29 protein-coding genes and 2 tRNA genes are annotated in these 26,151 nt (G+C 63.9%); 28 read left to right on the top strand and 3 right to left on the bottom strand.

The genetic code is table 11. The annotated features are described in order from the left end of the window. Nucleotides 1–63: 63 nt before the first annotated feature. A complete protein-coding gene (locus tag CK230_RS24580) occupies nucleotides 64–318 on the bottom strand; it encodes a hypothetical protein (RefSeq protein ID WP_141246083.1) in 255 nt (84 codons plus the stop codon). Between the two features lie 110 nt (nucleotides 319–428). Between CK230_RS24580 and CK230_RS24575 the strand changes: the two genes are divergently transcribed. The 6 genes from CK230_RS24575 to CK230_RS24550 all read left to right on the top strand — a co-directional run bounded on the left by CK230_RS24575 (nucleotide 429) and on the right by CK230_RS24550 (nucleotide 4,849). After that, a complete protein-coding gene (locus CK230_RS24575; RefSeq protein ID WP_095819716.1) occupies nucleotides 429–1,286 on the top strand; it encodes a hypothetical protein in 858 nt (285 codons plus the stop codon). Nucleotides 1,287–1,518: 232 nt separating this feature from the next. Then, the gene (locus CK230_RS24570) at nucleotides 1,519–1,788 is read left to right on the top strand and encodes a DUF2282 domain-containing protein (protein WP_095819763.1); all 270 of its coding nucleotides are present in this window, start codon (nucleotides 1,519–1,521) and stop codon (nucleotides 1,786–1,788) included. A gap of 43 nt (nucleotides 1,789–1,831) precedes the next feature. Further along, nucleotides 1,832–2,866, top strand: a complete 1,035-nt coding sequence (locus tag CK230_RS24565) for a DUF692 domain-containing protein (protein ID WP_095819715.1) — start codon at nucleotides 1,832–1,834, stop codon at nucleotides 2,864–2,866. Beyond that, a complete protein-coding gene (locus tag CK230_RS24560) occupies nucleotides 2,853–3,638 on the top strand; it encodes a DNA-binding domain-containing protein (RefSeq protein ID WP_095819714.1) in 786 nt (261 codons plus the stop codon). The genes CK230_RS24565 and CK230_RS24560 overlap by 14 nt, the downstream gene beginning before the upstream one ends. A gap of 11 nt (nucleotides 3,639–3,649) precedes the next feature. Further along, entirely contained in the window at nucleotides 3,650–4,126 is a 477-nt protein-coding gene (locus CK230_RS24555) for a DoxX family protein (protein ID WP_095819713.1), read from the top strand. Between the two features lie 27 nt (nucleotides 4,127–4,153). Continuing rightward, nucleotides 4,154–4,849, top strand: coding sequence for an NAD(P)H-dependent oxidoreductase (locus CK230_RS24550; protein ID WP_095819712.1), 696 nt, complete (start codon nucleotides 4,154–4,156; stop codon nucleotides 4,847–4,849). 53 nt (nucleotides 4,850–4,902) lie between these two features. Here CK230_RS24550 and CK230_RS24545 read toward each other — a convergent pair. Next, a tRNA-Thr gene (locus CK230_RS24545) sits at nucleotides 4,903–4,977 on the bottom strand. 227 nt (nucleotides 4,978–5,204) lie between these two features. On the opposite strand from CK230_RS24545, the gene CK230_RS24540 reads away from it, so the two are divergent. The 20 genes from CK230_RS24540 to CK230_RS24445 all read left to right on the top strand — a co-directional run bounded on the left by CK230_RS24540 (nucleotide 5,205) and on the right by CK230_RS24445 (nucleotide 21,200). Beyond that, nucleotides 5,205–5,429, top strand: coding sequence for a hypothetical protein (locus CK230_RS24540; protein ID WP_095819711.1), 225 nt, complete (start codon nucleotides 5,205–5,207; stop codon nucleotides 5,427–5,429). Between the two features lie 139 nt (nucleotides 5,430–5,568). Then, on the top strand, nucleotides 5,569–6,861 hold the full coding sequence (gene murA / locus CK230_RS24535; protein ID WP_095819710.1) for a UDP-N-acetylglucosamine 1-carboxyvinyltransferase: 1,293 nt from the start codon (nucleotides 5,569–5,571) through the stop codon (nucleotides 6,859–6,861). 196 nt (nucleotides 6,862–7,057) lie between these two features. Further along, nucleotides 7,058–7,492: a DUF2948 family protein gene (locus tag CK230_RS24530; protein ID WP_095819709.1), complete on the top strand. Its 435-nt coding sequence runs from the start codon at nucleotides 7,058–7,060 to the stop codon at nucleotides 7,490–7,492. A 6-nt stretch (nucleotides 7,493–7,498) separates the two neighbouring features. After that, a complete protein-coding gene (gene hisD, locus CK230_RS24525) occupies nucleotides 7,499–8,791 on the top strand; it encodes a histidinol dehydrogenase (RefSeq protein WP_095819708.1) in 1,293 nt (430 codons plus the stop codon). A gap of 2 nt (nucleotides 8,792–8,793) precedes the next feature. After that, nucleotides 8,794–9,279 carry a UPF0262 family protein gene (locus CK230_RS24520; protein ID WP_095819707.1) on the top strand — a complete coding sequence of 162 codons (486 nt, stop codon included), beginning with the start codon at nucleotides 8,794–8,796 and terminating at the stop codon, nucleotides 9,277–9,279. 328 nt (nucleotides 9,280–9,607) lie between these two features. Further along, the gene (locus CK230_RS24515; protein ID WP_280952568.1) at nucleotides 9,608–10,057 is read left to right on the top strand and encodes a low molecular weight phosphatase family protein; all 450 of its coding nucleotides are present in this window, start codon (nucleotides 9,608–9,610) and stop codon (nucleotides 10,055–10,057) included. An 87-nt stretch (nucleotides 10,058–10,144) separates the two neighbouring features. Beyond that, entirely contained in the window at nucleotides 10,145–10,363 is a 219-nt protein-coding gene (gene infA / locus CK230_RS24510) for a translation initiation factor IF-1 (protein WP_006200926.1), read from the top strand. 19 nt (nucleotides 10,364–10,382) lie between these two features. Continuing rightward, nucleotides 10,383–11,009: a Maf-like protein gene (locus CK230_RS24505; protein WP_095819705.1), complete on the top strand. Its 627-nt coding sequence runs from the start codon at nucleotides 10,383–10,385 to the stop codon at nucleotides 11,007–11,009. Then, a complete protein-coding gene (gene yacG, locus CK230_RS24500) occupies nucleotides 11,006–11,227 on the top strand; it encodes a DNA gyrase inhibitor YacG (RefSeq protein ID WP_095819704.1) in 222 nt (73 codons plus the stop codon). Before CK230_RS24505 ends, yacG begins: the two co-directional genes overlap by 4 nt. A 229-nt stretch (nucleotides 11,228–11,456) precedes the next feature. Beyond that, a tRNA-Phe gene (locus CK230_RS24495) sits at nucleotides 11,457–11,532 on the top strand. 236 nt (nucleotides 11,533–11,768) lie between these two features. Beyond that, nucleotides 11,769–12,392, top strand: a complete 624-nt coding sequence (locus tag CK230_RS24490) for an NAD(P)H-dependent oxidoreductase (protein WP_095819703.1) — start codon at nucleotides 11,769–11,771, stop codon at nucleotides 12,390–12,392. 190 nt (nucleotides 12,393–12,582) lie between these two features. Beyond that, nucleotides 12,583–12,852, top strand: coding sequence for an acylphosphatase (locus CK230_RS24485; protein ID WP_095819702.1), 270 nt, complete (start codon nucleotides 12,583–12,585; stop codon nucleotides 12,850–12,852). Nucleotides 12,853–13,011: 159 nt separating this feature from the next. Next, nucleotides 13,012–13,662: a Rieske 2Fe-2S domain-containing protein gene (locus CK230_RS24480; RefSeq protein ID WP_095819701.1), complete on the top strand. Its 651-nt coding sequence runs from the start codon at nucleotides 13,012–13,014 to the stop codon at nucleotides 13,660–13,662. Further along, the gene (locus CK230_RS24475) at nucleotides 13,659–14,504 is read left to right on the top strand and encodes an aromatic ring-hydroxylating dioxygenase subunit alpha (protein WP_095819700.1); all 846 of its coding nucleotides are present in this window, start codon (nucleotides 13,659–13,661) and stop codon (nucleotides 14,502–14,504) included. Before CK230_RS24480 ends, CK230_RS24475 begins: the two co-directional genes overlap by 4 nt. Beyond that, on the top strand, nucleotides 14,501–15,160 hold the full coding sequence (locus CK230_RS24470) for a glutathione S-transferase family protein (RefSeq protein ID WP_095819699.1): 660 nt from the start codon (nucleotides 14,501–14,503) through the stop codon (nucleotides 15,158–15,160). The genes CK230_RS24475 and CK230_RS24470 overlap by 4 nt, the downstream gene beginning before the upstream one ends. A 1-nt stretch (nucleotide 15,161) precedes the next feature. Further along, entirely contained in the window at nucleotides 15,162–16,541 is a 1,380-nt protein-coding gene (locus CK230_RS24465; RefSeq protein ID WP_095819698.1) for an amidohydrolase, read from the top strand. A gap of 30 nt (nucleotides 16,542–16,571) precedes the next feature. Further along, nucleotides 16,572–17,669: a BMP family ABC transporter substrate-binding protein gene (locus CK230_RS24460; protein WP_095819697.1), complete on the top strand. Its 1,098-nt coding sequence runs from the start codon at nucleotides 16,572–16,574 to the stop codon at nucleotides 17,667–17,669. 2 nt (nucleotides 17,670–17,671) lie between these two features. Beyond that, entirely contained in the window at nucleotides 17,672–19,195 is a 1,524-nt protein-coding gene (locus CK230_RS24455; RefSeq protein ID WP_095819696.1) for an ABC transporter ATP-binding protein, read from the top strand. Further along, complete coding sequence (locus CK230_RS24450) at nucleotides 19,192–20,292, top strand: ABC transporter permease (RefSeq protein WP_095819695.1); 1,101 nt, start codon at nucleotides 19,192–19,194, stop codon at nucleotides 20,290–20,292. The genes CK230_RS24455 and CK230_RS24450 overlap by 4 nt, the downstream gene beginning before the upstream one ends. Continuing rightward, a complete protein-coding gene (locus CK230_RS24445) occupies nucleotides 20,289–21,200 on the top strand; it encodes an ABC transporter permease (protein WP_095819694.1) in 912 nt (303 codons plus the stop codon). Before CK230_RS24450 ends, CK230_RS24445 begins: the two co-directional genes overlap by 4 nt. A gap of 74 nt (nucleotides 21,201–21,274) precedes the next feature. Here CK230_RS24445 and tssH read toward each other — a convergent pair whose 3' ends face one another. Next, a complete protein-coding gene (gene tssH / locus CK230_RS24440) occupies nucleotides 21,275–24,106 on the bottom strand; it encodes a type VI secretion system ATPase TssH (protein ID WP_095819693.1) in 2,832 nt (943 codons plus the stop codon). 330 nt (nucleotides 24,107–24,436) lie between these two features. Here tssH and tssA point away from each other — a divergent pair, with 330 nt between their 5' ends. Further along, the gene (gene tssA / locus CK230_RS24435; RefSeq protein WP_095819692.1) at nucleotides 24,437–25,609 is read left to right on the top strand and encodes a type VI secretion system protein TssA; all 1,173 of its coding nucleotides are present in this window, start codon (nucleotides 24,437–24,439) and stop codon (nucleotides 25,607–25,609) included. Nucleotides 25,610–25,614: 5 nt separating this feature from the next. Beyond that, nucleotides 25,615–26,151 (top strand): type VI secretion system contractile sheath small subunit, encoded by a 537-nt coding sequence (gene tssB / locus CK230_RS24430; protein WP_095819691.1) that lies wholly within the window; start codon nucleotides 25,615–25,617, stop codon nucleotides 26,149–26,151.

The raw sequence follows: 26,151 nt of genomic DNA, 5'->3' as shown, positions 1-26,151 counted from the left end.
ACGACGATGGCGGGGCAAGGCCCGCCATCCATTGTCTGGTCGAGTGGTTGACGCGAAGGAGCGTCAGCTGTGATGGTCCAGGGCAAAAAGCTGGGCGCAGAACTGCGCGTGCGGCTTGCTCATGGCGGCGTCGTTGCATTCCTTCATCATCGAAACCTGCATCGCCTTCGGCGTGGCTTTCCATGCCGTCTCGAAATCTGCGCTCGACTTCATTGTCTTCATGCCGGAATCGCCCCTGGTGACGGCATCGGCGCTGGCAACGCGGATCGCCTGGCTTAATCGGTAGGAAGAATGCGGCGCGCGACGACCGGCAGCCAATGCAATCTGCCTATCGACTTCATGCCACCTTGGCATTTCGGCTGAACAAGAAGATGCGGCAGTCTCTCTCCAGTCGCCTTGCTGGCGACCTTGGGGATGGAGACCAAACCATGCTTGCCCAGTCCGAAGTGAGAACAGTCGAAGCCGCCGCGCCAGTGGGGCATCTCGGTGTCGAAAGCCGGACGATCGACATCATGCTGGCGAACGACGCGCATGGCGCCTTCGTCTGGGGTGTGCTCGATCGGCTGCTGGACGAGGCTAACTGCAGCGTCAGCGGCGTTACCGCATCGGGCTTTGCAGCAATGCAGGCGGCGGTCTTTGTTTATGGCTTAAGCGTCGGCGGCAGGCGCGGCGCGCGCACGGCACTTGCCAACTTCTGGCGGCGCGTCAGCCATGCCTCCATCTTCGCTATCGACAGAACGAGCCTGCTGCGATCGATGTTGGAACAGTCGATCGACCTCAAGCAGATCAATAACGAAGACTGCCCGGTGAAACTGGGCGTGCTGGCCGTCAATGCCCGCACCGACGCCGTGAAGATATTCTCCGGTGAGCAGCTGTCGATCAACGCGATCGTGGCGGCAGCCACCGTCCCGTTCCTCTCCCCGCCTGTGGAAATCGACGGCCATAGCTATTGGGGGGACGGCGACATCTCGCAATTGCCGTCTGCTCGATCACCGAAAACGAGCCACCGCCTGATCATCGCAGGCAGGCCTTCGCTGTTCACGACGCTGTGTCCGGACCGCAGCTTTTCCTCCACCCATTGCGCGACCAAATGCGCGCCGGTTCACACCATCTTCGACAGTCAATACCGAGCAGGGGCTGCACTCTTCGTCAGACCCTGGATCGACTGGGGCGAACTGACCGACATGCGTGACAGAGGTCGACAATGTGCCGAAGGCTGGCTTGCGACTGATCTTTTCAGCACCGACAAACGCCCGGCCATCGGCTGTCGAACCCAATACATCTAGGCGTCTCCCTCCCGCCTAGCCGCGCCTGCAACGCATACTCCCGAACGCAGGTGCCAAAGCCCTCCGGTGCCCCGCCGGAGGGCTTTTTCGCGCCAAGCTCCTGAACATAGTGGCCGCGTATCAATTCCATGCCGAGACAGCATTTCAGCTCGGCGCCACGATCGGAGAGACTGATCTGCAGACGGGCCTAAGGCCGGTCTTCCCCTCGAAACGCCAACCAGGAGACAAGCCTGTGATCAACACCAAGACCCTCATCGGATCGGCCCTCGCGGCTGCCACCACGCTCGCCGCGACGGCGGCATACAGCGGCCCGGCCGCCAAGCCCGGCTTCGCCTTCGAGAAATGCTACGGCGTCGTCAAGGCCGGCCAGAACGACTGCCAGACCGCGACGCATTCCTGCGCCGGCACCGCGACCGCCGACAACCAGCCGGATTCCTGGCTCTACGTGCCCGCCGGCAGCTGCGCGAAGATCGCGGGCGGCAGCGACAAGCCGAAAGCCTAACAACTTCCACCTCGAGCCAACCAGACCAAAATGGAGGAGACCGATGTCCAGCATGTTTTCACCTCTTGCAATCCCCGCTTCGGCGGGCATTGGTCTTCGCTCGCCTCACATCGCGGAGATGCTGACGCGGCGCCCTTCTGCTGGCTGGCTCGAGGTCCACGCCGAGAACTATATGGGTGACGGCGCTGGCGTCGAAGCGCTGGAAAGGCTGCGCCAGATCTACCCGCTGTCCGTGCACGGCGTCGGCCTGTCGCTGGGCAGCGCGCAAGGCCTGGATCGCGACCACCTTGAGCGATTGCGTAAGGTCTGCGAGCGCTTCGAGCCCGATCTCGTTTCCGAGCATCTCGCCTGGAGCGTCGCGGACGGCGCATACCTCAACGATCTCTTGCCGCTGCGCTACGACGAGGAAGCGCTGGCGATCGTGGCGCGAAATGTCGAGACGCTGCAGGACACGCTGAAGCGGCGCGTGCTGATCGAAAACCTGTCGGCCTACCTGGCATTCGCGGACTCCTCGATGAACGAGGCTGAGTTCCTGGCGGCGTTGGTGGCGCGGACGGGCTGCGGCCTGCTGCTCGACGTCAACAACGTCCATGTTTCCGCGCACAACCTGCAATATGACGCCAAGGCTTTCATCGACGCGTTGCCGGCGGGGGCTATCGGCGAAATCCATCTCGCGGGCCACGCGACCAACCATGTCGGCGCCGACACTGTGCTCATCGATGACCATGGCTCGCGCGTGCCTCCCGTCGTCTGGACGCTCTATCAGCATGCCATCGACCGGCTTGGCCCGCGCCCAACCTTGATCGAATGGGACACCGACGTTCCCATCCTCGACGTGCTGCTTGGCGAAGCGATGTGGGCCGACATGCTGACCGCTTCGATCATGTTCAACCGCAAGCAAGCTGCGCGGCGCGAGCAAACGACCAAAACGCGAGCGACGCCGATCCACCTTTCTGTCCAAAGCGAAACGACGACCGGCATGCCCGTCCTTGCGGCGTTTGCCGCTGCCAGACGTGCCAGGCCGTGCATGTCCGCGGCGATTGTCTCAATCGAGGAGGAATACCATGCTGCCGCTTGAACATTTGCAGACCACCATGGCGCGGTCGGTGCTGGCCATGGAGCCGGTGATCGCCGCAAATATCCTGACCGCCGGCAAGGCAGATCCGTTGGCGCGCCTGCGGATTTACCAGAACAACACGCGCAGTTCCCTCACCGCAGCGCTGATGGCGGTGTTTCCCGTGACCGTCCGCCTCGTTGACGAACGCTTCTTCCGCTTTGCGGCAAGCGAATTCATTCGGCGGCATCCGCCAGTGGAGTCGCGGCTGGCACGTTATGGCGCCGGCTTTCCACGCTTCCTGAAAACGATCGACACGTTGTCCGACATGCCGATCGTCGCCGAAACGGCGCGTCTCGAATGGGCCATAGCGGAGGCGCTCGACACGGCGTCGCTGCCGCCTCGCAGCCTCCCAGAATATGACAACACCGATCTTGGGCTGTCGCCGGATATCCAGCTCCAGCCCTCGCTGCGCCTGATCGTCTCGCACTGGTCGATCCTGTCGGTATGGATGGCGCATCAACAGGAGACGGCTGTCGACGAAAATATCACCTGGGCAAGGCGCCCCGAACGAGTGGCGTTGTGGCGATCGGGGAACTACGTGCGGCTTTTTCTGCTCGACCGCGCGAGCTTCGCCTTCTGGCATTCGCTGAAGCACGGTTTCGGCCTCGAGCATGCCACTGGCCGCGCCTTGGCGCTCGACCCTGCCTTCGACCTGGTTTCGGCCCTTGTGCGTCTGTTCCGCGACAGGCTCGTCACCGACGTGCGGGTCGCCTCGAATTCCCCCTCAAACTGACGGAGACGGTCATGACCGCAATATCGGAGCAATCCTCGTCCAACCCGGCCGGCTTTGTCGGCCTCTACAGGCGTATCATCAAGCTGCCCGAACACATTCCTTTTTCGCTGGTTCAGCTCGCCGCGCGCGTGGCCGTGGCCCATGTCTTCTGGCAGTCGGCCCAGAGCAAGCTGGCGTCCTGGCCAGTGACGCTGGAGCTGTTCGCCAACGAATACAACCTGCCATTCATCGATCCATCGATCGCGGCGCCGTTGGCGACGACTGCCGAAATCACAGGCTCTGTGTTGATTTTCTTCGGGCTGTTCTCGCGCCTCGCCGCCCTGATGCTGCTCGGCGTCGTCTCCGTCATCCAGTTCTTCGTCTATCCGGAAAACTGGGCCGAGCATCTGCTGTGGGCATCGTTGCTGCTTCTGGTGCTGACACGCGGCGCAGGTGCTTTCTCGCTCGACTATGTCGCCGAGCGAGCCTTTTCGGCGTCCAGAAAATGAACATTCCGACCGGATGGGAAAAGCACGGTGCGCATCTTCATCGTTCACGCCCACCCCGAGCCGAACAGCTTCAACGGTGCCCTAACCCGCGCGGCTGAGCAAGCGCTGGCTGCGGCTGGGCACGAGGTCGTGATCTCCGACCTTTATGCGATGGGCTTCAATCCGGTGTCGGATCGCCACAACTTCACGACCGTGCTCGATGCGCACTACTATCGCCAGCAGGCTGAGGAGGCGAACGCCGCCGCCCAGGACGGATTTGCTCCAGATATCCAGGCGGAGATGGACAAGCTTTTTTGGTGCGATGTCCTGATCCTTCAGTTTCCGCTCTGGTGGTTCGGGCTGCCGGCGATTCTCAAAGGCTGGGTTGACCGGGTCTTCGCATCGGGTGGCCGCATCTATGGCGGCGGCAAATGGTATGATCGCGGCGTCTTCGCCGGAAAGCGCGCTATGTGTTCCGTCACGATCGGCGGGCCGCCGCCGATCTATTCCGACCGAGGACTGAACGGCCCAATCGGGTCAATCCTGTTCCCTATCAACCATGGGATGCTCTACTTCGTCGGCTTCACGGTAATCGAGCCTTTCCTCGTGCACGCGCCGGCGCGCATCAGCGACGGTGAGCGCCGGATGTGGCTCGATCGTTATCGCGACCGCATCCTCAGCCTCGCACACGCTCCTACGATCGCGTATCCGAAGCTGGCGGACTTCGACGGCACCATGTTCTGAAGTCGGCTTGAACAAATGATCGCAAAAGTGTCAGCGATTTCAATGGGATAAGCTGGTGCTGCGAGAGAGGATTGAACTCTCGACCTCTCCCTTACCAAGGGAGTGCTCTACCACTGAGCTACCGCAGCCTGCGATGGCGGCGCTTCTGCCATATCGAACCGGCAAGCGCAAGGCCAAGAAAAACCCAAAGCGTCGCATGCGATTCCTGCCGACAATTTATGCGGCTCGAAGCGGCATGCGCGGCTGATCCACAAGCCCGAAGCCCGCCTGGCCGCCTGCTTTCATGACATCGCTGGGCCAAAATGCTACCCATTGCGGAATCGCAGCCGGCTGACCACCGGTCACGGATTGGACGATGGGCGAGAAGACAAATCCACCGAAAAAGGGCGAAGCCGCTCGCAAGGAACGGTTGGCCAAGGCGCTGCGCGCCAATCTGCAGAAGCGCAAGGCGCAGACGCGGTCCCGGCGCGCGGGCGACGCTGACAACCAGCGCGCCCGCGACGCTGACAACCAGCGCGCCCGCGATGCCGATCAGCGGTCGGAAGGCTTGCCGGCTGCTGGAAAAATGCACAAGGACTGACCAAATCAGCCATACTGCCCGGCCATAGTCGGTCCGGTTTTAAGAAAATCCTATTTCTTGAACCAAGCCGGCCAATGGTCTAAGCCGGGCACACTCAACCGATTGAAGCGGCCTGTTCTGGCCGAGGGGACGTTTTCTTATGGATCGCATCAGAATTGTCGGCGGCAATGAGCTTGCCGGTACCATTCCGATCTCGGGCGCCAAGAACGCGGCGCTGCCGCTGATGATCGCCTCGCTGCTCACCGACGACACGCTGACGCTCGAAAACGTGCCGCATCTGGCCGATGTCGAGCAGCTGATCCGCATCCTTGGTAATCACGGCGTCGACTACTCCGTCAACGGCCGGCGCGAGAGCCAGCAGAAAGGCTATTCGCGCACCATCAATTTTTCCGCCCGCAACATCGTCGACACCACCGCGCCTTACGAGCTGGTGTCGAAGATGCGCGCCTCCTTCTGGGTGATCGGGCCGCTGCTTGCCCGCATGGGCGAGGCCAAGGTGTCGCTGCCCGGCGGCTGCGCCATCGGCACGCGCCCGGTCGATCTGTTCCTCGAAGGTCTGCAGGCGCTGGACGCCCAGCTTGACGTCGACAATGGCTATGTCGTGGCCAAGACAAGGAACGGCCGTCTCCACGGCAATCGCTACGCGTTCCCGAAAGTGTCGGTCGGCGCCACCCACGTGCTGATGATGGCGGCCTCGCTCGCCAAGGGCGAGACGGTGCTCGAAAACGCCGCCTGCGAGCCGGAAATCATCAATCTCGCCGAATGCCTGATCGCCATGGGCGCCAAGATCCACGGCGCCGGCACCCCCACCATCACCATCCAGGGCGTCGAGGCGCTGTCCGGCGCCCGTGTCCGCGTCATCCCCGACCGCATCGAGACCGGCACCTATGCCATGGCGGTGGCGATGACCGGTGGCGATGTGATGCTGGAAGGCGCGCGGCCCGACCTGTTGCAGACGGCGCTCGACGTTCTCGTCCAGACCGGCGCCGAGATCACGCCCACCAACGAGGGCATTCGCGTCAAGCGCAACGGCGCCGGCATTGCGCCGGTCGACGTGACCACCGCGCCCTTCCCCGCCTTCCCGACCGACCTGCAGGCGCAGTTCATGGGCCTGATGACGATGGCCAAGGGCAAGTCGCGCATCACCGAGACGATCTTCGAGAACCGTTTCATGCATGTGCAGGAGCTCGCGCGCCTCGGCGCCCACATCACGCTTTCCGGCCAGACGGCGATCGTCGACGGCGTCGCCAAGCTCAAGGGCGCTCCCGTTATGGCGACCGACCTGCGCGCCTCGGTATCGCTGGTGATCGCCGGCCTTGCCGCCGAAGGCGAGACCACGGTCAACCGCGTCTACCACCTCGACCGGGGCTTCGAGCGGCTGGAAGAGAAGCTCTCGGGCTGCGGCGCGGTGATCGAGCGCATTTCGGGCTGACGTTCCGCGGCATTCTTTCCGAGCGGTTGCGCCGAGCGGAAAGACCCACTAGAGCGTGATTGAACTCGACCTAGCCGAGTTCAATCACGCTCTCGCTTTTTGTGTGAGCATGATCCTTGCCGAAAACCGGTTTCCACTTTTCGGGATCATGCTCTAACAGAACGCTGACTTATCAACGTTCAGGTGCGCATCCCGCATGGCAGCCCTCAAGCTCATCGCGTTCGACGACCAGGATCTGAGCATCGTCTCGGCGCATGTCCAGGACGCCGTGATGAGGGTCTCCGACTTGGAGTACCTGCCGGCGGCCAAGCGTTTCGTGCTGACCATGAATCGCTTCGTCTGGGAAGCGAAATCGGGCCTCTTCCGCCAGCACAATGAACGGCGGCAGAGCGTTCTGCATTTTGACCGCGTGCTCGGCGTCAAGACCAGCGGCATTCAACGCGACAAGCCCGCCGAAGTGCTGTCGCTGCTGGCGATCAGCTTCATTGCCACCAGCAAGCCGGCCGGCATCATCGAATTGGTGTTTTCGGGCGGCGGCACCATCATGCTCGACGTTGAATGCATCGAGGCCAGGCTTGCCGATGTCGGCGGCTCCTGGGAAGCCGCCTCGCGACCTGTGCACAGAGGCTGAAGCGCAATGGCTATCACGCTCCGACAGCAGGACGCCGATTTCGAACAGCGTTTTTCGGCTTTCCTCACCACCAAGCGCGAGGTTTCGGCCGATGTCGAGGCCGTGGTGCGCGACATCATCTCCCGCGTGCGCGCCGAAGGCGACAAGGCGCTGATCGACTACACGCTGAAGTTCGACAGAGCCGATCTCGGAACGCTCGGCATTGCCGTCTCGAAGGACGATATCGCCAAAGCCTATGAGGCGGCCGATCCGGCCACCGTCGAGGCGCTCGAATTCGCGCGCGACCGCATCCGCTCGCATCATGAACGGCAGAAGCCGAAGGACGACCGCTATACGGACGCCGCCGGCGTTGAGCTCGGCTCGCGGTGGACAGCGATCGAGGCCGTCGGCCTTTATGTGCCCGGCGGCACGGCGAGCTATCCGAGCTCGGTGTTGATGAATGCCGTGCCGGCCAAGGTCGCCGGCGTCGAGCGCATCGTCATCGTCGTACCGGCGTCGGGCGGCGTCATCAATCCGCTGGTGCTGGTGGCGGCCGACCTTGCCGGCGTCTCGGAGATCTATCGCGTCGGCGGCGCGCAGGCGGTTGCAGCACTTGCCTATGGCACCGAGACCATCAGGCCCGTCGCCAAGATCGTCGGGCCGGGCAATGCCTATGTCGCGGCGGCCAAGCGCCAGGTGTTTGGTACGGTCGGCATCGATATGATCGCCGGGCCATCGGAAGTGCTGGTCGTGGCCGACGCCGACAACGATCCGGACTGGATCGCGGCCGACCTTCTGGCGCAGGCAGAGCATGATGTCTCGGCGCAGTCGATCCTGATCACCGACAATGCCGAATTCGGCAAGGCGGTCGAGCAGGCGGTCCAACGCCAGCTGAAGGTCCTGCCGCGCGCCGATACGGCGGCCGCCAGCTGGCGCGATTTCGGCGCGGTGATCCTAGTGCCGACGCTGGAGGCCTCGCTGCCGCTGGTCGACAGGATCGCGGCAGAACATGTCGAGCTTGCTTTCGAGGATGCCGAGGGCTTCCTTTCCAGGATGCGCAACGCGGGCGCCGTGTTTATCGGGCGGCATACGCCTGAGGTCATCGGCGACTATGTCGGCGGCTCCAACCACGTGTTGCCGACAGCACGCTCGGCGCGTTTCTCCTCGGGTCTGTCGGTGCTCGATTTCGTCAAGCGCAGCTCGATCCTGAAGCTTGGGCCCGAACAGCTCAAGGCGCTGGCGCCCGCCGCGATCGCGCTCGCCAAGGCCGAAGGGCTCGACGCGCATGCCCGCTCCGTCGCGATCCGGTTGAACATGTAGCGATGTCCGGCCGCGACCAACCCCGCGACAGGCTGATCGACGTCGAGCTCGACGAATCGATCGGACGTTCGACGCCCGATGTCGAGCACGAGCGGGCGGTCGCGATCTTCGACCTCATCGAGGAAAACAGTTTCAAGCCGGTCAACGACGACGGCGCCGGTCCCTACAAGCTCAAGCTGTCGCTGGCTGAGTCGCGCCTGGTCTTTGCCGTCAGCCGCGAGAACGGCGCCGAGGTGGTCACCCACATCCTGTCGCTGACGCCCCTCAGGCGCATCGTCAAGGACTATTATCTGATCTGCGAGAGCTACTACGAGGCCATCCGCTCCTCGACGCCGAGCCATATCGAGGCGATCGACATGGGCCGGCGCGGCCTGCACAACGAAGGCTCGCAGACCTTGATGGACCGGCTCGCCGGCAAGATCGAGATCGATTTCGACACGGCGCGCCGGCTGTTCACGCTGGTCTGCGTGCTGCACTGGCGGGGCTAGATCGGGATGATGTTTCGTTGAAACACCATCCTGATCCAGCTCTTTGTCGGAGCATGATCTTTTCCAAGAACCGGTTCCCACTTTTCGGGATCATGGTCTTTTGTTGGAGCATGATCTTTTCCAAGAACCGGTTCCCACTTTTCGGGATCATGGTCTTTTGTTGGAGCATGATCTTTCCCAAAAACCGGTTCCCACTTTTTGGGGTCATGCTCTTTTGTTGGAGCATGATCTTGTCCGAAAACCGGTTCCCACTTTTCGGGATCATGGTCTTTTGTTGGAGAATGATCTTTCCCAAAAACCGGTTCCCACTTTTTGGGATCATGCTCTAGTGCCCGCCCTGCCCCACTCGATCCTGTTTTTGTGCGGCATGAACGCCGTACGCTCGCCGATCGCGGAGCAACTGGCGCGCCGCATGCTGCCCGCCACCACCTTCGTCGCTTCAGCCGGCGTGCGCGCCGGCGAGCGCGACCCGTTCGTCGACGCGGTGCTTGCCGAGGACAGCCTGTCGCTTGGCGAGCGCCAGCCCCGGACGCTGGAGGATCTGGAGGATGATTATTTCGACCTGATCGTGACCCTGGCGCCGGAGGCGCACCACGCCGCGCTCGAGCTCACCCGCTCCCTCGCCGTCGAGGTCGAATACTGGCCGATGCCCGACCCGACCGACACTGGCGGCAGCCGAGAACACATCATGGCGGCCTATCGCGATGTGCGCGAGCGGCTGAAGGCGCGCATAAGCCGACGTTTCCTGCCTCCGAAGGCTAAAAACGCGACAGATTAAGCGTGTTCACAAGCGGACGATTATCATATAGGTTCCGCCGCAATTTCCAGCCGAGTCCTGGAACGCCCATCCAAGCAAAGGTATCGAATGCCGAAGGAAGAAGTCCTCGAGTTTCCAGGTGTGGTCACCGAACTGCTGCCCAATGCGATGTTTCGCGTGAAGCTCGAAAACGAACATGAAATCATCGCCCACACGGCCGGCCGCATGCGCAAGAACCGCATTCGCGTGCTGACCGGTGACAAGGTCCTGGTCGAGATGACGCCTTACGACCTGACCAAGGGCCGCATCACCTACCGTTTCAAGTAGCAAATCGGCGTCAAGCGCGATGAGCATCCTGCAGAAGCTCGTGCTTGCCTCGGGTTCGCCGCGCCGCATCGAATTGCTGCAGCAGGCCGGCATCGAGCCGGACCGGGTGCTGCCCGCCGATGTCGACGAAACGCCGCAGCGCGCCGAGCATCCGCGTTCGCTGGCCAAGCGCCTGTCCAAGGACAAAGCCGAGAAGGCGCTGGCCTCGCTGAAAAGCGAGGAAGATTACGCGCCCGCCTTTATCCTCGCCGCCGACACGGTGGTGGCGGTGGGGCGGCGCATTCTGCCCAAGGCCGAGACGATCGACGACGCCATCAATTGCCTCGGCCTGCTCTCCGGCCGTTCGCACCGCGTCTATTCCGGCGTCTGCCTGATCACGCCGGGCGGCAAGCTGCGCCAGCGGCTGGTGGAGACCAGGGTGCGCTTCAAGCGGCTGCCGCGCGAGGAGATCGACGCCTATGTCGCCTCCGGCGAATGGCGCGGCAAGGCCGGCGGCTACGCCGTGCAAGGCCTGGCCGGGTCCTTCGTCGTCAAGCTGGTCGGCTCCTACACCAATGTGGTCGGCCTTCCGCTTTATGAAAGTGTCGCTTTGCTTTCGGGCGAAGGGTTCAAGGCGCACCGGAACTGGCACGCCTCACGCTCATGAGCCTGGACGACAAGGTGACACCGCTTCGGCCGAAGCGGCCCTGCCCCGAGTGCGGAAAACCTTCCTCGCGCGAGCACTATCCGTTCTGCTCGGCGCGCTGCAAGGACATTGACCTCAATCGCTGGCTGAAGGGCGCCTATGTCATACCCGGACGTGACGGCGAAGAGGAAGACGAGGACAGCCCGAAGCCGGGACCCGCGCCCAAGGACGAGGGCTGAGCGCGAGCCGCAAGCCGCCGTTCCACGGCGGTTGCGGGCAATCAGATCCCGGCTTTGCCGGCAAGCGCGACTGCTTCGTTCGAACCTCATCACGCGCCTGCGACAATTGCCCGGAAAATCGCTCCTTAGGCGCTGGACAGCCAGGATTCCCGTGCTATAACCCACGCGCTTTCAAGGGGCCGCGGCGCTTCCTTGAAATCCGGCGGGCGGTTCCCGTTAGCCGGCGCAGGCCCAGATAGCTCAGTTGGTAGAGCAGCGGACTGAAAATCCGCGTGTCGGTGGTTCGAATCCGCCTCTGGGCACCAACAGCTTTAAAAGACTCAGCGTTCTGGCTTTCGTTTCCATAGCTTGGCTGCAACGAACTCGACTCCGTCAACCGGAATCGAACCGGCGCCCAAAGGCGCCTGAGGTCGCGACGGCGTTCTGGCCGAGCCGATCCCGCCAATGAAACACCTGACCCTTTCCGGATGGTTGTTGCATAGAGAGAGGCAACCAGTGTCGACCCTCCGCGTTGGTCACCAGATTCAGCCGGGAAGTTTCGATGCCGCTCAACGCTTTCGCTTTGAATTGCACACTTAAGATGCCTCGGGACGGCGAGGAGTCCTCCACCGATCGAATGCTTGCTGAGTTGACCGAGGCCTTGGCGACACATGACATCGAATGCGAAACGGCACGTGCGCTCGCCCACAACATCAAGCCAGGCGTGCTCTCCGACATGGGCGAAGGCGACGACTGGCCGAAGCTGCGCAAAAAGATCCCGGCCGCCGACATCTTCATCCTTGGCCTGCCAATCTGGATGGGGCAGCCGTCCAGCGTTGCCAAGCGCGTGATGGAGCGGATGGACGCTTTCCTGTCCGAGACCGACGACAGCGGACGCATGCCGGCTGCCGGCAAGGTCGCGCTGGTGGCGATCGTCGGCAATGAGGATGGCGCACATCACTGCCATGCCGAGTGCTATCAGGCGCTCAACGATGTCGGGTTCACCGTTCCCGCCAATGGCGGCGTGTACTGGGTCGGAGAAGCGATGGGCGACGTCAACTTCGTCGATCTTCCCGGGACACCGCAGAAAGTCGTCGGCATGATCAAGATGGCGGCCTCCAACGCCGCCCATCTGGCCGGACTCTTCAAGACGCAGAATTATGTCGGCGTGCCTTCCGGGAATTGATATCGCTCCTATCGCCCGATCAGCGTCAGCCCGTTGGCGCGATGCTCACAGAAGAAAATTTGCGGACGTCATAGAGGATTGAGGGATTGCAAGACGCGCACCACAGCCTGTTCATAGCGCTTGGTCAGGTGCTTCAGCGATTGAGCATAATGCAGATAAATGGATATCTGTTTCATTGCCGAGGTTTTCTATGAGCGAGCAAAATCACCATTCCTGGCGGGAGCGCATGACGATCCTCGGCGATGTCAAGGCGGCATCCTTCCTTCCGTGGATAGAGCGTCATGCCGCCAAGCTCGGGCTCGCACAGGCCATATGCGTTGCCGGTCCCGACCGCATCGAACTCGACATTGCCGGGCCGGTCGAGCTCATCGACATGATGGAGATGGGGTGCTCTCTTGGACCAATCGATGTCTGGGTCGAGGCCATCCGGCGGGCGCCGATAGAGGGCGAATCGGGCTAGGTTTTCCAGTCGCTGGTCTCCCTACCAGGGTGACATGCACCTTTTTTGGGCATTGTTGCCAGTGAGGAAATGTTGTGCAAACGTGACCGGGTCTTTTAGCATGTCCTTGACCGCTAGGCCGCGCCCGGGAACATGCTGGTGTCGTTTGAAAGTTGATGTATGCCTCCCTACTCGACCGGCTCTTGGATGCCTGTTGCCCTCTCTGATGACTTGCCGGCGGGAACCGTGATGCCAGCGCAATCCCCAGCCGGGCCGATTGCCCTTTGGCGAAGCCGCTCCGGCCGCGCAGCGGCCTTTGCCGACAGATGCCCTCATCGCGGCATGCGCCTCTCCCACGGCTTCGTGCGCGGTGAGACCCTATCCTGCATCTATCACGGCTGGAGCTATGCCCAGGCGGGAAACTGCCTGCGCATTCCGGCCCATCCGGCGCTGACGCCGCCTGACACGATCCGTGTCGCGACACAGCCCGTCGAGGATGGCGGGGGCATCATCTGGATTCCGGTTGGCGAACCCGCCGCCGGGCCGCCACGGTTCGACGGCGTTATCCCCCTGCGCTCAATGGTGGTGGAGGCCGACGTCGCCGCGCTGGAGTCGGCCGCAGGGACGAAGGCCGGCGAAGGCCTGCTCGACTACACGCATGATGGCCGCACCGTGCGGCTGCTTCTTGCTTCCAAAGGCAAAGCGCGGACGCTGATGCATGTTCTGGTGGACGAGGACAGCAATCCGAGCGAGCGTATCGCCGCGTCGAGGGCCGCCGAGGCGCTGCGGCGGGCGGCCGAGCAGGTTGCGGCCAGCGGGACCGCCCGATGACCCGCAACGCGATGATCGACGAATGGTATCCGGTCGGCCTTGCCAGCCAGCTTGATGCGCATGGACGCAAGACCGCCCTCATGGGCGAGCCGATCGAGGTGAGGCTCGGCGAGGACGGGAACGCCGAGGTCACCGGCGGCAACGGACGTGTTCTGCCCGCCTGTATCCGCTATGGCCATGTCTGGGCGTCGCTCGGCGATCCGCAAAAGCCGCTGTTTGCGATCCCCGAGGCCGACCAGCCCGGCCGCCGGCTCGTCGATGTCGGGGTGGTGCGCGTGCGCTGCTCGCCGCTGCGCGCGGTGGAGAACTTCCTGGACATCGCGCATTTTCCGTTCGTCCATACCGACATATTGGGAGCCGAGCCGCATACGGAGGTGCAGAACTACAAGGTCGAGATCCGCGAGGACGAAGACGAGGTCTGGGCGACCCAGGTGCAGTTCTACCAGCCGCAGGCCGCCAAGTCGGCGGAAGGTGGCATCACCACGCAATACATGTATCGCGTGCCCGCGCCGACCTGCTCGATCCTCTATAAGACCTGCCCGCCGCGCCCGGGTGAATGGGACGTCATCACCCTTTTCGTGCAGCCGCTTGCCGAAGACCTGTGCGACGTCTGGCCATGGATGGCGCTGTTCGACGACGAAACGCCGATGACGGACCTGATCCATTTCCAGCAGACGATCTTCGTCCAGGACCGCTCGATCCTTGAAAACCAGATCCCGGGGCTGCTGCCGCTCGATCCCGGCATGGAGATTCCCACGCGGGCCGACCTGACTTCGGTTGCCTACAGGCGCTGGCTGAAACGCCATGGCTACACCTACGGCGCGCAACTGGTGGCGCAATGAAGCTCTACGACTACGTGCTGTCACCGAGCTGCTACAAGGTGCGCCTGATGGCGGCGCTGACCGGTGTGGCGCTCGACATCCGCCCCGTCGACTTCCATCCCGGCGCCGAGCATCGCGGCCCCGAACTCCTGGCGCTCAACCCGGCGGGCTCGATCCCCATTCTGGAGGATGGCGACCTCGTCCTTACCGAATCCTCGGCCATGCTGGTCTATCTGGCCGCGAAGGCGGCGCCGCAATGGCTTGGCAACGATGCGGCCGGACCGGCGGCGAGCGTCCAGCAATGGCTCTCCTTCTCGCATCGGCTGACTGCCAGCCTGGGAGCGGCGCGCCTGCACGAGATGCTGCTGCGTCCGGGCAATATCGATGTGCTTCGCGCGCAGGCCACGGCGGCCCTGCGGGAACTGGAAGCCGGCCTCGTCGAACAGCGCATCCGCGGCCAGTGCTTCCTTGCGTCGGACCGGCCGACGGTCGCCGATATCGCCTGCTTTCCCTATGTCGCGCTGGCGCCCGACGGCGGCGTTTCGCTCGATCCCTATCCGGCGATCCGGCTATGGTCGCGGGCGATCCGCGCCATCGACGGTTTCATCGAGATGCCCGGCATCCACCGGCTGCACGAGCTCAAACCCGAGCCCGTCCTCGAAGGCGGCGAAGCCTGACATGGCGGGTTATCTGTTGAAGAACTGCGCTGCGGTCATCGTCGACGATGGCGACGGTCCGCGCGTCCGTCGCAATGTCGATGTCTTGACCGACGGCCCGGCGATACGGGCCATCGGCGAAGGCCTCGACAAGGGAGAACTGCCTGTCGGCACCGTCGCGCAGGACGCCGCCGGCTGGTTCGTCTATCCCGGCCTCGTCAACACCCATCATCACTTCTTCCAATGCTTCGTGCGCAACCGCGCCGACCTGGACTGGACGAAGCTGTCGGTCATCGAATGGCTCGACCGCATCTACCCCATTTTCTCGCGTCTGACCGAGGAATGCTTCTACCACGCGTCGGTCACGGCGATGGCGGAGTTGATAAAGCACGGCTGCACGACGGCTTTCGACCATCAATACTGTTTTCCGCGGCACGCCGGCAAACGGCTGATCGACCGGCAGTTCGAAGCGGCCGAACTGCTCGGCATGCGCTTCCATGCCGGACGGGGCGGCAACACGCTGCCGAAATCGGAAGGCTCGACCATCCCCGACGCCATGCTGGAAACGACGGACGAGTTCATCGCCGACTGCGCCCGGCTGATCGACGCCTACCATGACACCGGTCGCTTCGGCATGCGCCAGGTCGTCGTCGCGCCCTGCCAGCCCGTCAACTGCTATCGCGACACCTTCGTGGAATCGGTGGCGTTGGCGCGCGACCGCAACGTGCGCATGCACACTCATGTCGGCGAGGGCGAAAGCCCGGTCATGCAGGCCCGTCACGGCCTGCGCACGGTCGACTATTGCGCCGAGATCGGCTTCTGCGGGCCGGATGCCTTCTATGCCCATTGCTGGGAGCTGACCCACGACGAGCTGCGCAAGATGGCGGCGAGCGGCACCGGCGTCTCGCATTGCCCTGAGCCGGTCTACCTCGTCGGCGCCGAGATCACCGACATACCGGCGATGTCGGCCCTCGGGCTCAGTGTCGGACTGGGCTGCGACGGCGCCGCCTCGAACGACAATTCCAACCTGATGCACTGCATACATTCCGCCTACATGCTGCAATGCCTGGCGGCGTCGACGCGCGACCATCCGGTGCCGCCGCCGGCCGATTTCCTCGGCTATGCGACGACCGGGGGCGCGGCGCTGCTCGGGCGCGGCGACATCGGCAGGCTGGCGCCCGGCATGGCCGCCGACCTCTTCGCCATCGACACCCGGCGCATGGACTATGTCGGCACCAGGCATGATCCGCTGAGCCTGCTGGCCAAGGTGGGCATCGGCGCGCCGACCGACATGACCATGATCAACGGCCGGGTCGTTTGGGCCAAGGGAGAATTCCCGGGACTCGACGAGGCCAGGCTGTTCGCGCAAGCCGAGGCGGCGCTGGCGACCGTGCAATTCTAGCAACCAAAACCAAAAGCAAGGGGAACCGACATGCTAATAAATCTTACCCGCAGAACATTGATGAAGGGCGCCGCCGCTTCCGGCCTCGTTGCCGCGGTGGGCAGCCGCGCGCTTGCCGCCGACGAGCCGCTGGGCATCGCGCTGGTGGTCCCGTCGCCGGTCGGCGACGTCGGCTGGGGCCGCGCGCTCGCCGACGGGCTCGAGCCGGTGAAGGCAACCTACGGCGACAAGGTTAAGGTCACCATCATCGAGAACATACAGGAGGGACCCGACGCCGACCGCATCATGAACAAGGCGGTCGCCGACGGGAACAAGTTCCTCATCGCCGGCTCCTTCGGATACCAGAACGGCGCCCTTCAGATCGCGCGGCGCAATCCCGACGTCACCGTGCTGCATGCTTCCGGTTTCCAGGTGGCGCCGAACTTCTCGCCCTTCGCGGCCCAATATTCGCAGGGCACCTATCTGATGGGCATGGCCGCAGCCGCGCTTTCGAAGACCGGCAAGCTTGGCTCCGTCTCCGCCTTCGCCATCCCCGAGCTGATCACCTCCATCAACGCCTTCACCTTGGGCGCGCAGGCGGTTAGGCCCGATGTCGAGGTTTCGGTCGTATGGGTGAACTCCTGGTTCGACCCGGCCAAGGAGCAGGAAGCCGCCAAGGCGCTGCTGGCGCAGAAATGCGACGTCATCTTCTCCAACGCGCAGGACACGCCGTCCGTCATTTCGGCCTGCGAGGAGGCCGGCGTCCCCGCCTTCAACCTCAACTCGTCGATGAAGAAATACGCGCCCAAGACCTATCTCGGCTGCGTGGCGACCGACTGGTCGCCCTTCTTCAAGGCCTCGGTCGACGCCCACCTCGCCGGCACCTTCAAGGGCGGCAACGCTTTCCTGGGCGTCGGCGACAAGGTTGTCGAGGTCGTTGACTGGAACCCGGGCATCCCGGCCGACACGATGGCCAAGATCAAAGCGGTTGAAGCCAAGATCGCCGACGGCAGCTTCTCGCCCTTTACCGGTCCGATCGCCAAGGCCGACGGCGCCGAGGGCGTCCCCGCCGGCAAGACGATGACCGAGGCCGAGATCGTCGCCATGGACTGGCACGTCAAGGGTGTAACCACGCCGCTGCCCAAGTAACCATGACCGCCCCGCTTCTGTCGCTGCGCGGCATGTCTAAGAGCTACGGCCAGATCCATGCCAATCGCGACATCGATCTGGACGTGGCTCCGCGCTCGATCCATGCGATCCTCGGAGAGAACGGGGCGGGCAAGTCGACGCTGATGAAGCTGATCTACGGCGTCGAGCAGCCCGACGCCGGATCGGCGACCTGGAAAGGAGAACCCCTGGCCCTCGCATCCCCGGCGGGTGCGAGGGCCAAGGGGATCGGCATGGTCTTCCAGCATTTCTCCTTGTTCGAGACGCTGACGGTCGTCGAGAACATCCGGCTGGTCGTGCCAGGGGCCAAATCGGATCTTGCGCAAGGCATCCGCAAGCTCGGCCGTGACTTCGGCCTGGAGGTCGATCCGCTCGCCCACGTGCATGCGCTTTCGGTCGGTGAGCGGCAGCGGGTGGAAATCATCCGCTGCCTGATGACCCGACCGGAGCTCCTGATCCTTGACGAGCCGACTTCCGTCCTGCCGCCGCAATCCGTGGACAAGCTGTTCGAGACGTTGCGGCGGCTGCGCGATGGCGGCGTCTCCATCCTGTTCATCTCGCACAAGCTGGAGGAGATCCGCGCGGTCTGCGACCATGCGACCATCCTGCGCGGCGGGCGCATCACCGGCCACGTGGATCCGCGCGACCACGACGCGCACGACCTCGCCCGCATGATGATCGGCCGCGACATGCCGCAGCCCATGCCGGCGGTTGCCCATTCCGGCGGGGAGAAGCGCCTCGAGATCATCGGCCTCGACCATCGGCCCGACGATCCCTTCGCCGTGACGCTTTCCGACGTCAGCCTGACGGTCCGGGCAGGCGAGATCCTCGGTATTGCCGGCATATCGGGCAACGGCCAGAGCGAACTCGCGGCGCTGATCTCGGGCGAGACAGTGCTGCCGCGGGAAAAGTCCGAGCGTATCTTCATGATGGGCAAGGACGTCGGCGTGCTCGATGCGGCCGCCCGCCGCCGGCTGGGTTTCGCCTTCGTCCCCGAGGAACGGCTGGGCCGCGGCGCGGTGCCGGAAATGTCGCTCGTCCTCAACAGCCTTCTGACCGCCCATCCCTCCGGCCTCCTGAAACGCGGGCTGGTCGACACGCCCCGGGCGAAAGCTTTCACCGCAGACTGCATCCGGCAGTATGACGTACGCACGCCGGGCCCTGAAACGGAGGCCGGGGCGCTTTCGGGCGGCAACCTGCAAAAGTTCATTGTCGGCCGCGAGATCATGCTGTCGCCGAAATTGCTGTTCGTGGCGCAGCCCACCTGGGGCGTGGACATCGGCGCCGCGGCAGCCATTCGCCGGCGCCTCGTGGCCCTGCGCAACGAAGGCATGGGCATTCTCGTCATCTCGGAGGAACTGGAGGAGCTGTTCGAGCTCTGCGATTCCATCCAGGTGATCCATCAGGGCCGGCTCAGTCCGCCGCTGGTGACGCGCGACACCAGACCCGAGGAGATCGGCCGCTATATGATCGGTGCGCATACGGCCGCCGAAAAGGTCCCCGCATGAGCGCTCTGTCCCTGCGGTTCCTTCCCGTTCTGGTTCGCCGCGAACATGCCTCGCTTGCAATCAAGCTGCTCGCCCCGCCCGTGGCGCTGGGCCTTGCGACACTGCTCAATCTCGGGCTCTACCTGCTGATGGGTCGCAATCCGGTGGCCGTTTTCCACGCGATGCTGCTCGAACCTTTCCTGTCCTGGGCTTCATTCTCGGAGGTCCTGCTGAAGATGGGACCGCTGCTGCTCATCGCGCAGGGGCTTGCGATCGGCTTTCGCGCCAAGGTCTTCAACATCGGCGCCGAGGGCCAATTCATCCTCGGCGCAATCTTTGCGTCGGCCATTCCCATCTGGCTCCCGCAGGCGACGGGGCAGTGGATATGGCCCTCCATGCTCGTCCTCGGCGCGCTGGGCGGCGCGCTTTGGGCTTCGCTCACGGCGTTCTGGCGCGTGCGGCTCAACGCGAACGAGATTCTCGTATCGCTGATGCTGGCGCTCGTTGCCGCGCAACTGCTCAACTACCTGCTCCTCGGCCCGTGGAAGGACCCCGCCGGGTTTAACTTCCCGCAGTCGGTCATGTTCCAGTACGACGCGATGGTGCCGATCCTGATCCCCGGCACCCGCGTCAACGTCTCGCTGCTTATCGCCTGCGCGCTGTCCCTCGCGGCCTGGCTGTTCATGCAGAGGAGTTTCGCGGGCTATAAGCTGCAGGTCGGCGGCCTCGCGCCGCGCGCGGCCGCATACGCCGGCTTCAACGAAGGCCGTGCAATCTGGATTTCCCTCCTCATCGGCGGCTTCGCGGCCGGCCTCGCCGGGGCGGCGGAGGTGGCCGGGCCGCTCGGCCAGCTGCAGCGCTCCATCTCGACCGGCTACGGCTACGCGGCCATCATCGTCGCTTATCTCGGTGGCATTCATCCGATAGGCATCGTCTTTTCCGCGCTGCTCATGGCGGCCCTCTATATCGGCGGCGACAACGCCATGGTTTCGGCAAATCTGCCGGTCGCCGCGGTCCGGGTCTTCCAGGGCAGTCTGCTGCTCGCCTATCTCGTCGCCATCGCCTTCGTCCGCTACCGGCTCGAATGGCGCCATGCCGCCCAAGGAAGCGTTCCATGAATGCCCTCGAGTTCATCGTCGCCGGAATGCTGGCGGCGGCCACGCCGTTCCTTTTGGCGGCGCTCGGCGAAATGGTGGCCGAGCGGGCCGGCGTCCTCAATCTCGGCGTGGAGGGACTGATGGCCCTGGGGGCGGTCATCGCCTTCATCATCGTCTATCACGGCGACGGCCACCTCCTGGGTTTCCTCGCCGCGGGCCTAGCCAGCGCGGCTCTTTCCCTTGTCTTTGCCGTGATCGCGCTGGGGTTCCGCGCGAACCAGGTCGCGGTGGGACTCGCCATAGGCATACTCGGCCAGGGCCTCTCGGCACTGTTCGGCAAGACCTATGAGAGCCTCACGGTCAAAGGCCTTCCGAAGCTTTCATTGCCCTGGCTTTCAGACATCCCGGTCATCGGCGGCCTGTTCGCTCAGGACGTCGTCGTGTGGTTCTCGCTGGCTGCGACCGTCGCCATCTGGGCAATATTCGCCTACACCAAGACCGGCCTTGTCGTTCGCGCCGTCGGCGAGAATCCCAAGGCGGCCCATGCGCTCGGCTATCCGGTGATCGCCGTGCGCTTCGCCGCTGTCGCCTTCGGCGGCGTGCTGGCGGGTTTCGCCGGCGCCTACGCGGCCGTGGTCTACACGCCGCTCTGGGCCGATGGCATGATTGCCGGACGCGGCTGGATTGCGATCGCGCTCGTCGTCTTCGGCACCTGGCTCACCAGCCGTATCTTCCTCGGCGCCTGCCTCTTCGGCGCCGTCTCGCTGGCAAGCCTGGCCGCCCAGGCGACCGGACTGGACGTCTCTTCGCAACTTCTATCGAGCCTGCCCTATATCGTGACAATCGTCGTGCTGGGCATCATTTCTTCGAACCGGCGTCTGCTCAAGCTCAACGGCGTGGCTTCGCTCGGAGAGCCTTTCGAACAATAGTGTCGCTCGCCGCAAACCCGACATCTGAGCGCAGGCCTCCCACAAGGGGGAAGGTGAGGCGCTCAGCCCTCGGTCTATTCGAACGAGTAGGTGAATCCTTCCGGCGAGGCGCCGACGATGACTTTCGCCATCTTCTTGCCCTCGAGCGAGCGGTTGAGCACGCCCCGGCTCAGTTCGGGCAGCAGCGTGTTGGTGAGGATGGCGTCGATCATGCGGCCGCCGGATTCAATCTCCGTGCAGCGCGCCTTGACCAGGTCCATCACGCCGTCGCCGATCACCAGCTCGGCGTCGTTGGTTGCCTTGAGCCGGCGCGCGATCTTGCCGAACTGATGGCGGGCGATCGCCTCGATCATCGCATCCGAGAGCGGATAATAGGGAATGGTCACCACCCGGCCAAGGAAAGCGGCCGGGAATACCTTCAGCAACGGGGCGCGTAGCGCGGTATCGAGATCGTCGATGCCGGTGCGCACGGTGCCGTTCTTGGTGCGGTCCATGATGACGTCGGAGCCGACATTCGAGGTGAGCAGGATCAGCGTGTTCTTGAAGTCGATCCTGCGCCCTTCGCTGTCATCCATCATGCCCTTGTCGAAGACCTGGAAGAATATCTCGTGCACGTCCGGATGCGCCTTCTCGACCTCGTCGAGCAGGATCACCGAATAGGGTTTTCTGCGCACGGCCTCGGTCAGGATACCGCCCTTGCCGTAACCGACATAGCCGGGCGGCGCGCCTTTCAGCGTCGAGACCGTGTGCGCTTCCTGGAATTCCGACATGTTGATCGAGATCAGGTTCTGCTCGCCGCCATAGAGCGTCTCGGCCAGCGCCAGCGCGGTCTCGGTCTTGCCGACGCCGGAGGGGCCGCAGAGCAGGAACACGCCGACCGGCTTTTCCGGCGCGCCGAGGCCGGCGCGGCTGGTCTGCACACGCCTGGCGATCATCTCCATGGCGTGATCCTGGCCGACCACGCGCTCGGACAGGGTGGCGGCGAGCTTCAACGCCTTCTCGGTCTGGCTGGACAGCATGCGTCCGGTCGGGATACCAGTCCAATCCTGCACCACGGCGGCAACGGCGTTGCGATCGACCGACGGCAGGATGAGCGGGGTCTCGCCCTGCGCTGTAGCCAATTCCGCCATCAGTTCGCGCAGCCGCGCGAGATCGGCGGCGGCTTCATCCGCCGGCTCGGCGGAAACTGCTTCGGCCTTTGCGGCCTTTGCCCCTTTGGCCTTCGAGGTCTTGGCCTTCTTTGCCCCAGCAGCCGCGCCGTCGCCAGTCTTGCTCTCGGGAGCCTTTTGCCTGGGCGCCGTTGCCGCGCCCTCCCCGCTCTCGGTCCCGGCAGCAATCTCCTCAGCCGCCGCCTCGTCGAGCGGCACACCCTCGCCACGCAATTTTGCACGCAGGTCGAGGATCTCGGCCACCAAAGCCTTCTCCCGGTCCCACCGCGCCTGGGCAGCGGCTAAAGCGGTCTCGGCTTCCGCCAACCCCGCGTCGACACGGGCCTGCCGGTCGGCCACGTCGATGCCGATCGCCGCCTCGCGGCCGATGATGCCATTCTCCACTTCCAGCGCCTGGCGGCGGCGCAGAATGTCCTCGACCTCGGCCGGCGTCGCATGCTGCGAGACCGCGACGCGGGCGCAGGCGGTGTCGAGCAGGCTGACCGCCTTGTCCGGCAATTGCCTGGCCGGGATATAGCGGTGCGAAAGCGAGACGGCCGCCTCGATCGCCTCGTCCAGGATCTGCACCTTGTGGTGCTGCTCCAGCACGCCGGCGACGCCCCGCAGCATCAGCACGGCCACGGCTTCCGACGGTTCGTCGATCTTGACCACCTGGAAGCGGCGGGTGAGCGCCGGGTCCTTCTCGATATGCTGCTTGTACTCGGCCCAGGTCGTGGCGGCGATGGTGCGCAACTCGCCACGCGCCAGCGCCGGCTTCAGGAGATTGGCGGCATCGCCGGTTCCGGCGGCGCCGCCGGCGCCGATCAGCGTGTGCGCTTCGTCGATGAACAGGATGATCGGCACCTCGGAAGCCTGGACCTCGTCGATGACCGCCTTCAGCCGCTTCTCGAACTCGCCCTTGACGCTGGCGCCGGCCTGCATCAGCCCGACATCGAGCATGCGGACGCTGACATTCTGAAGCGTCGGCGGCACGTCGCCCTGGGCGATGCGCAGCGCAAATCCCTCGACCACCGCCGTCTTGCCGACGCCGGCCTCGCCGGTCAGGATCGGGTTGTTTTGCCGGCGTCGCATCAGGATATCGACGATCTGCCTTATCTCCGGATCGCGGCCGACGACCGGATCGATCTTGCCGTCACGGGCGCGCTGGGTGAGGTCGGTGGCGTATTTCGCCAACGCCGAATCCCCGCCCGGGCCGCGCCTGACCGGTGTCTCCGCGGCGGCCGCCGCGGGAGGTGAGCCGGCTTCGAGCGAGCCCTCCGTGACATCGGCGAAGCGGGAAATGACGCCATCGGCGTCGATCTTGTCGAACTGGCCGCTCATCTTCGACACCATGCCTTCCAGCGCCGGCGTCTTCAGACAGGCAAGCAGGATATGAGCGCTTCGCACTTGTTCTACACCGAACTCCAGCGTCGCCAGGCTCCAAGCATCGTGAATGGCCTGAAAGATATGCTCGGACATTTCCTCCACGGACGTGGCGCCATAGGGCAGCTTGTCAATCGCGCGGGTGAGATCGGCGGTCAGCCGGCTCGTGTCCAGCCCGGCGTCAGCGACGATCATCTGAACATCTGAACGATCGGATAAAAGCAGTTGCTCGATGAAATGGACGAGCTCGACATAAGGGTTGCCGCGCAGCTTGGCTGCACTGGCAGCTGCCATGAAGGCACGCTGACAGAGAGGATTTAGCTTGGCTACCAGTTCCTTACGCTTGAAGCTCTGCGATGACCGGCGCTGTTCCATCGAACCTGCTCCCGCGACCTGCCGACCATACCCTGCCATATAAGCGGCTGCTTGACAAAGCCGCGTGGCGGATAGGGCCTTTGAATCCATCCGGGCGGCACCGCCCGGTTACACAAGCCTTGCAAACTCGTGGCAGCAAACATGGATTGCCGTCCGGACTATGCGAGCCATTTCACATACCGGGTCCGACAATCGCGCAATGGGTTTCGCCGAAGAGAACGGCTGCGTTTAGCTTCCGTTAGTTTTTGCGCAGGTGCTCAATTGTCGTCGCGCGAGGCCGGTGATAACGTTACGTCACATAGGTCTCAGGGCCGCTGGCTGGGGGTTAGTGTGATTGATCTCGCACTCTGGCTGAATCCTCTGAACGGTGCGAATCCGTCGGGAGAGGACTTGCGCAACGACCCGGCCTTTCATGAGCTGGAGCGCCTGACGGAGTCCCAGAAAAAAGTCGAGTACGAAGGCAACAACAAATCGGAAGTAGAAGTCCCGATCGACTGGGACTCCGTGCTCGCCAAGGCGGAAGAGCTGCGTTCCCACGGTCGGGACCTGCGCCTTCTCGTCATCGTCACGCGTGCCCTGACCCATGAAAGCGGCCTAGCCGGACTCGCCCAGGGGCTGACGCTCATTGCGCAAACCTTCGACCGGCATTGGGATACGATGCATCCGGCCTTGCGGAGCGGCGCACCGCGAGAGGCCGCCTTGCGGCGTATCAATGCGCTGATTGACCTGCAAAACAGCCAGGATGGCCTGCTCAAGGACCTGCGAGGCATCGTTTTCTTTGCGCCACGCACGGTCGGGCCGATCAAGGGTAGCGACCTGGAAGAAGGCTCCCTCGACGAGCACGCCCTGATGCAGGAGGCCAAGTCAGGGCTGAGCACGGCCGAAAAGGCGGCATTGGTCAGCGCCCACAACCAGTTGGTGAACCGGGTACGGACTGGGTGCAAGGCGCAGCTCGACCAGGACGGTGAGGCGATGACCTCGCTAATTGCCGACGCGCGGGCGGTGATCGCGGCGCTTGAGACGGTAGATGTCGCGCTCAACGCCCGCATGGAAGGCAATGGCGCCACCGTCCCGGAATTGAAGAAGTTCCTGCAGCGTTTGCTGACGACGCTGGAGCGGAATTCCAGCGTCGGCGCCCAAGTGGCGAATGGTGCCGCGAAACCCTCCCCACAGCCGGCGCAGCCGGCATCGACGCCCGCCCGAAACGGTCATGGAGCCGAGCCGATGGCAAGTGTGGCAAGCCCAGTGGAAGCGAGCACCGGCCTGCCGGACCGGATCAACTCGCGCGACGAAGTCGTCAAATGCCTGGACCTCGTCGTCGCCTTCTACGACCGCACGGAACCGTCCAGCCCCATCCCGCATCTGGCGCGCCGCGTGCGCCGGATGGTGCACATGGATTTCGTGGAACTGATGGAAGATCTCGCCCCGTCGGGGCTGAAGGAATTCCGGCTGCTTGCCGGTGTCCCGGATCCCAAAAAGCCGGCCCAGAAGGATGAAAGGTAACAAGCATGCCAGCAGAGAGCAAAGCGAAGGTCATCGAAAGAAACCGCGCGCCGCGCGTGCAGATCGCCTACGACGTGGAAACCTACGGCAGCCCGACGACGATAGAACTGCCGTTCGTCATGGCCGTGATGGCCGACCTTTCCGGCGCTTCACAGACCAAGGAAGCGTCGAAATCGGTCCTCGACCGAAACTTCGTCGAAACCGACGCCAACCGCTTCCCGAAATTCATGGAAGCGATGGGGCCGCGCGTGAAGGCGCGGGTGAAGAACACGCTACCACAGGCCGAGGGCCAGGAGCGGGACGAAGAGCTCGCCATCGACCTCACCTTCTCCAAGATGGGCGACTTTGCGCCGGACAAGGTCGCCGCGCAGGTCCCGCAACTGGCCGAGATCCTGAAGATGCGCCGTCAGCTCGAGGAGCTGCTGGGCTTCATGGACGGCCGCGTCGACGCGGAAAAGCGCATCGCGCAGCTTCTGAACAACGAGCCGCTGCTGAGCAAGATCGCCAGCCAGGCGATGGATGACGGCAAGGGCGAGGAGTAA

This window comes from Mesorhizobium sp. WSM3859 (assembly GCF_002295065.1).
GTDB lineage: Bacteria > Pseudomonadota > Alphaproteobacteria > Rhizobiales > Rhizobiaceae > Mesorhizobium.
Note: the sequence above shows the minus strand (reverse complement) of the source record. Positions and strands in the feature narration are given on the sequence as shown.

Excerpts from the sequence above, each read along its gene's own strand:
- CK230_RS24575 (WP_095819716.1), top strand. The coding sequence starts at position 429 with ATGCTTGCCCAGTCCGAAGTGAGAACAGTCGAAGCCGCCGCGCCAGTG.
- CK230_RS24565 (WP_095819715.1), top strand. The coding sequence starts at position 1,832 with ATGTCCAGCATGTTTTCACCTCTTGCAATCCCCGCTTCGGCGGGCATT.
- CK230_RS24560 (WP_095819714.1), top strand. The coding sequence starts at position 2,853 with ATGCTGCCGCTTGAACATTTGCAGACCACCATGGCGCGGTCGGTGCTG.
- CK230_RS24555 (WP_095819713.1), top strand. The coding sequence starts at position 3,650 with ATGACCGCAATATCGGAGCAATCCTCGTCCAACCCGGCCGGCTTTGTC.
- CK230_RS24540 (WP_095819711.1), top strand. The coding sequence starts at position 5,205 with ATGGGCGAGAAGACAAATCCACCGAAAAAGGGCGAAGCCGCTCGCAAG.
- murA (WP_095819710.1), top strand. The coding sequence starts at position 5,569 with ATGGATCGCATCAGAATTGTCGGCGGCAATGAGCTTGCCGGTACCATT.
- CK230_RS24530 (WP_095819709.1), top strand. The coding sequence starts at position 7,058 with ATGGCAGCCCTCAAGCTCATCGCGTTCGACGACCAGGATCTGAGCATC.
- hisD (WP_095819708.1), top strand. The coding sequence starts at position 7,499 with ATGGCTATCACGCTCCGACAGCAGGACGCCGATTTCGAACAGCGTTTT.
- CK230_RS24520 (WP_095819707.1), top strand. The coding sequence starts at position 8,794 with ATGTCCGGCCGCGACCAACCCCGCGACAGGCTGATCGACGTCGAGCTC.
- infA (WP_006200926.1), top strand. The coding sequence starts at position 10,145 with ATGCCGAAGGAAGAAGTCCTCGAGTTTCCAGGTGTGGTCACCGAACTG.
- CK230_RS24505 (WP_095819705.1), top strand. The coding sequence starts at position 10,383 with ATGAGCATCCTGCAGAAGCTCGTGCTTGCCTCGGGTTCGCCGCGCCGC.
- yacG (WP_095819704.1), top strand. The coding sequence starts at position 11,006 with ATGAGCCTGGACGACAAGGTGACACCGCTTCGGCCGAAGCGGCCCTGC.
- CK230_RS24490 (WP_095819703.1), top strand. The coding sequence starts at position 11,769 with ATGCCGCTCAACGCTTTCGCTTTGAATTGCACACTTAAGATGCCTCGG.
- CK230_RS24485 (WP_095819702.1), top strand. The coding sequence starts at position 12,583 with ATGAGCGAGCAAAATCACCATTCCTGGCGGGAGCGCATGACGATCCTC.
- CK230_RS24480 (WP_095819701.1), top strand. The coding sequence starts at position 13,012 with ATGCCTCCCTACTCGACCGGCTCTTGGATGCCTGTTGCCCTCTCTGAT.
- CK230_RS24475 (WP_095819700.1), top strand. The coding sequence starts at position 13,659 with ATGACCCGCAACGCGATGATCGACGAATGGTATCCGGTCGGCCTTGCC.
- CK230_RS24470 (WP_095819699.1), top strand. The coding sequence starts at position 14,501 with ATGAAGCTCTACGACTACGTGCTGTCACCGAGCTGCTACAAGGTGCGC.
- CK230_RS24465 (WP_095819698.1), top strand. The coding sequence starts at position 15,162 with ATGGCGGGTTATCTGTTGAAGAACTGCGCTGCGGTCATCGTCGACGAT.
- CK230_RS24460 (WP_095819697.1), top strand. The coding sequence starts at position 16,572 with ATGCTAATAAATCTTACCCGCAGAACATTGATGAAGGGCGCCGCCGCT.
- CK230_RS24455 (WP_095819696.1), top strand. The coding sequence starts at position 17,672 with ATGACCGCCCCGCTTCTGTCGCTGCGCGGCATGTCTAAGAGCTACGGC.
- CK230_RS24450 (WP_095819695.1), top strand. The coding sequence starts at position 19,192 with ATGAGCGCTCTGTCCCTGCGGTTCCTTCCCGTTCTGGTTCGCCGCGAA.
- CK230_RS24445 (WP_095819694.1), top strand. The coding sequence starts at position 20,289 with ATGAATGCCCTCGAGTTCATCGTCGCCGGAATGCTGGCGGCGGCCACG.
- tssH (WP_095819693.1), bottom strand. The coding sequence starts at position 24,106 with ATGGAACAGCGCCGGTCATCGCAGAGCTTCAAGCGTAAGGAACTGGTA.
- tssB (WP_095819691.1), top strand. The coding sequence starts at position 25,615 with ATGCCAGCAGAGAGCAAAGCGAAGGTCATCGAAAGAAACCGCGCGCCG.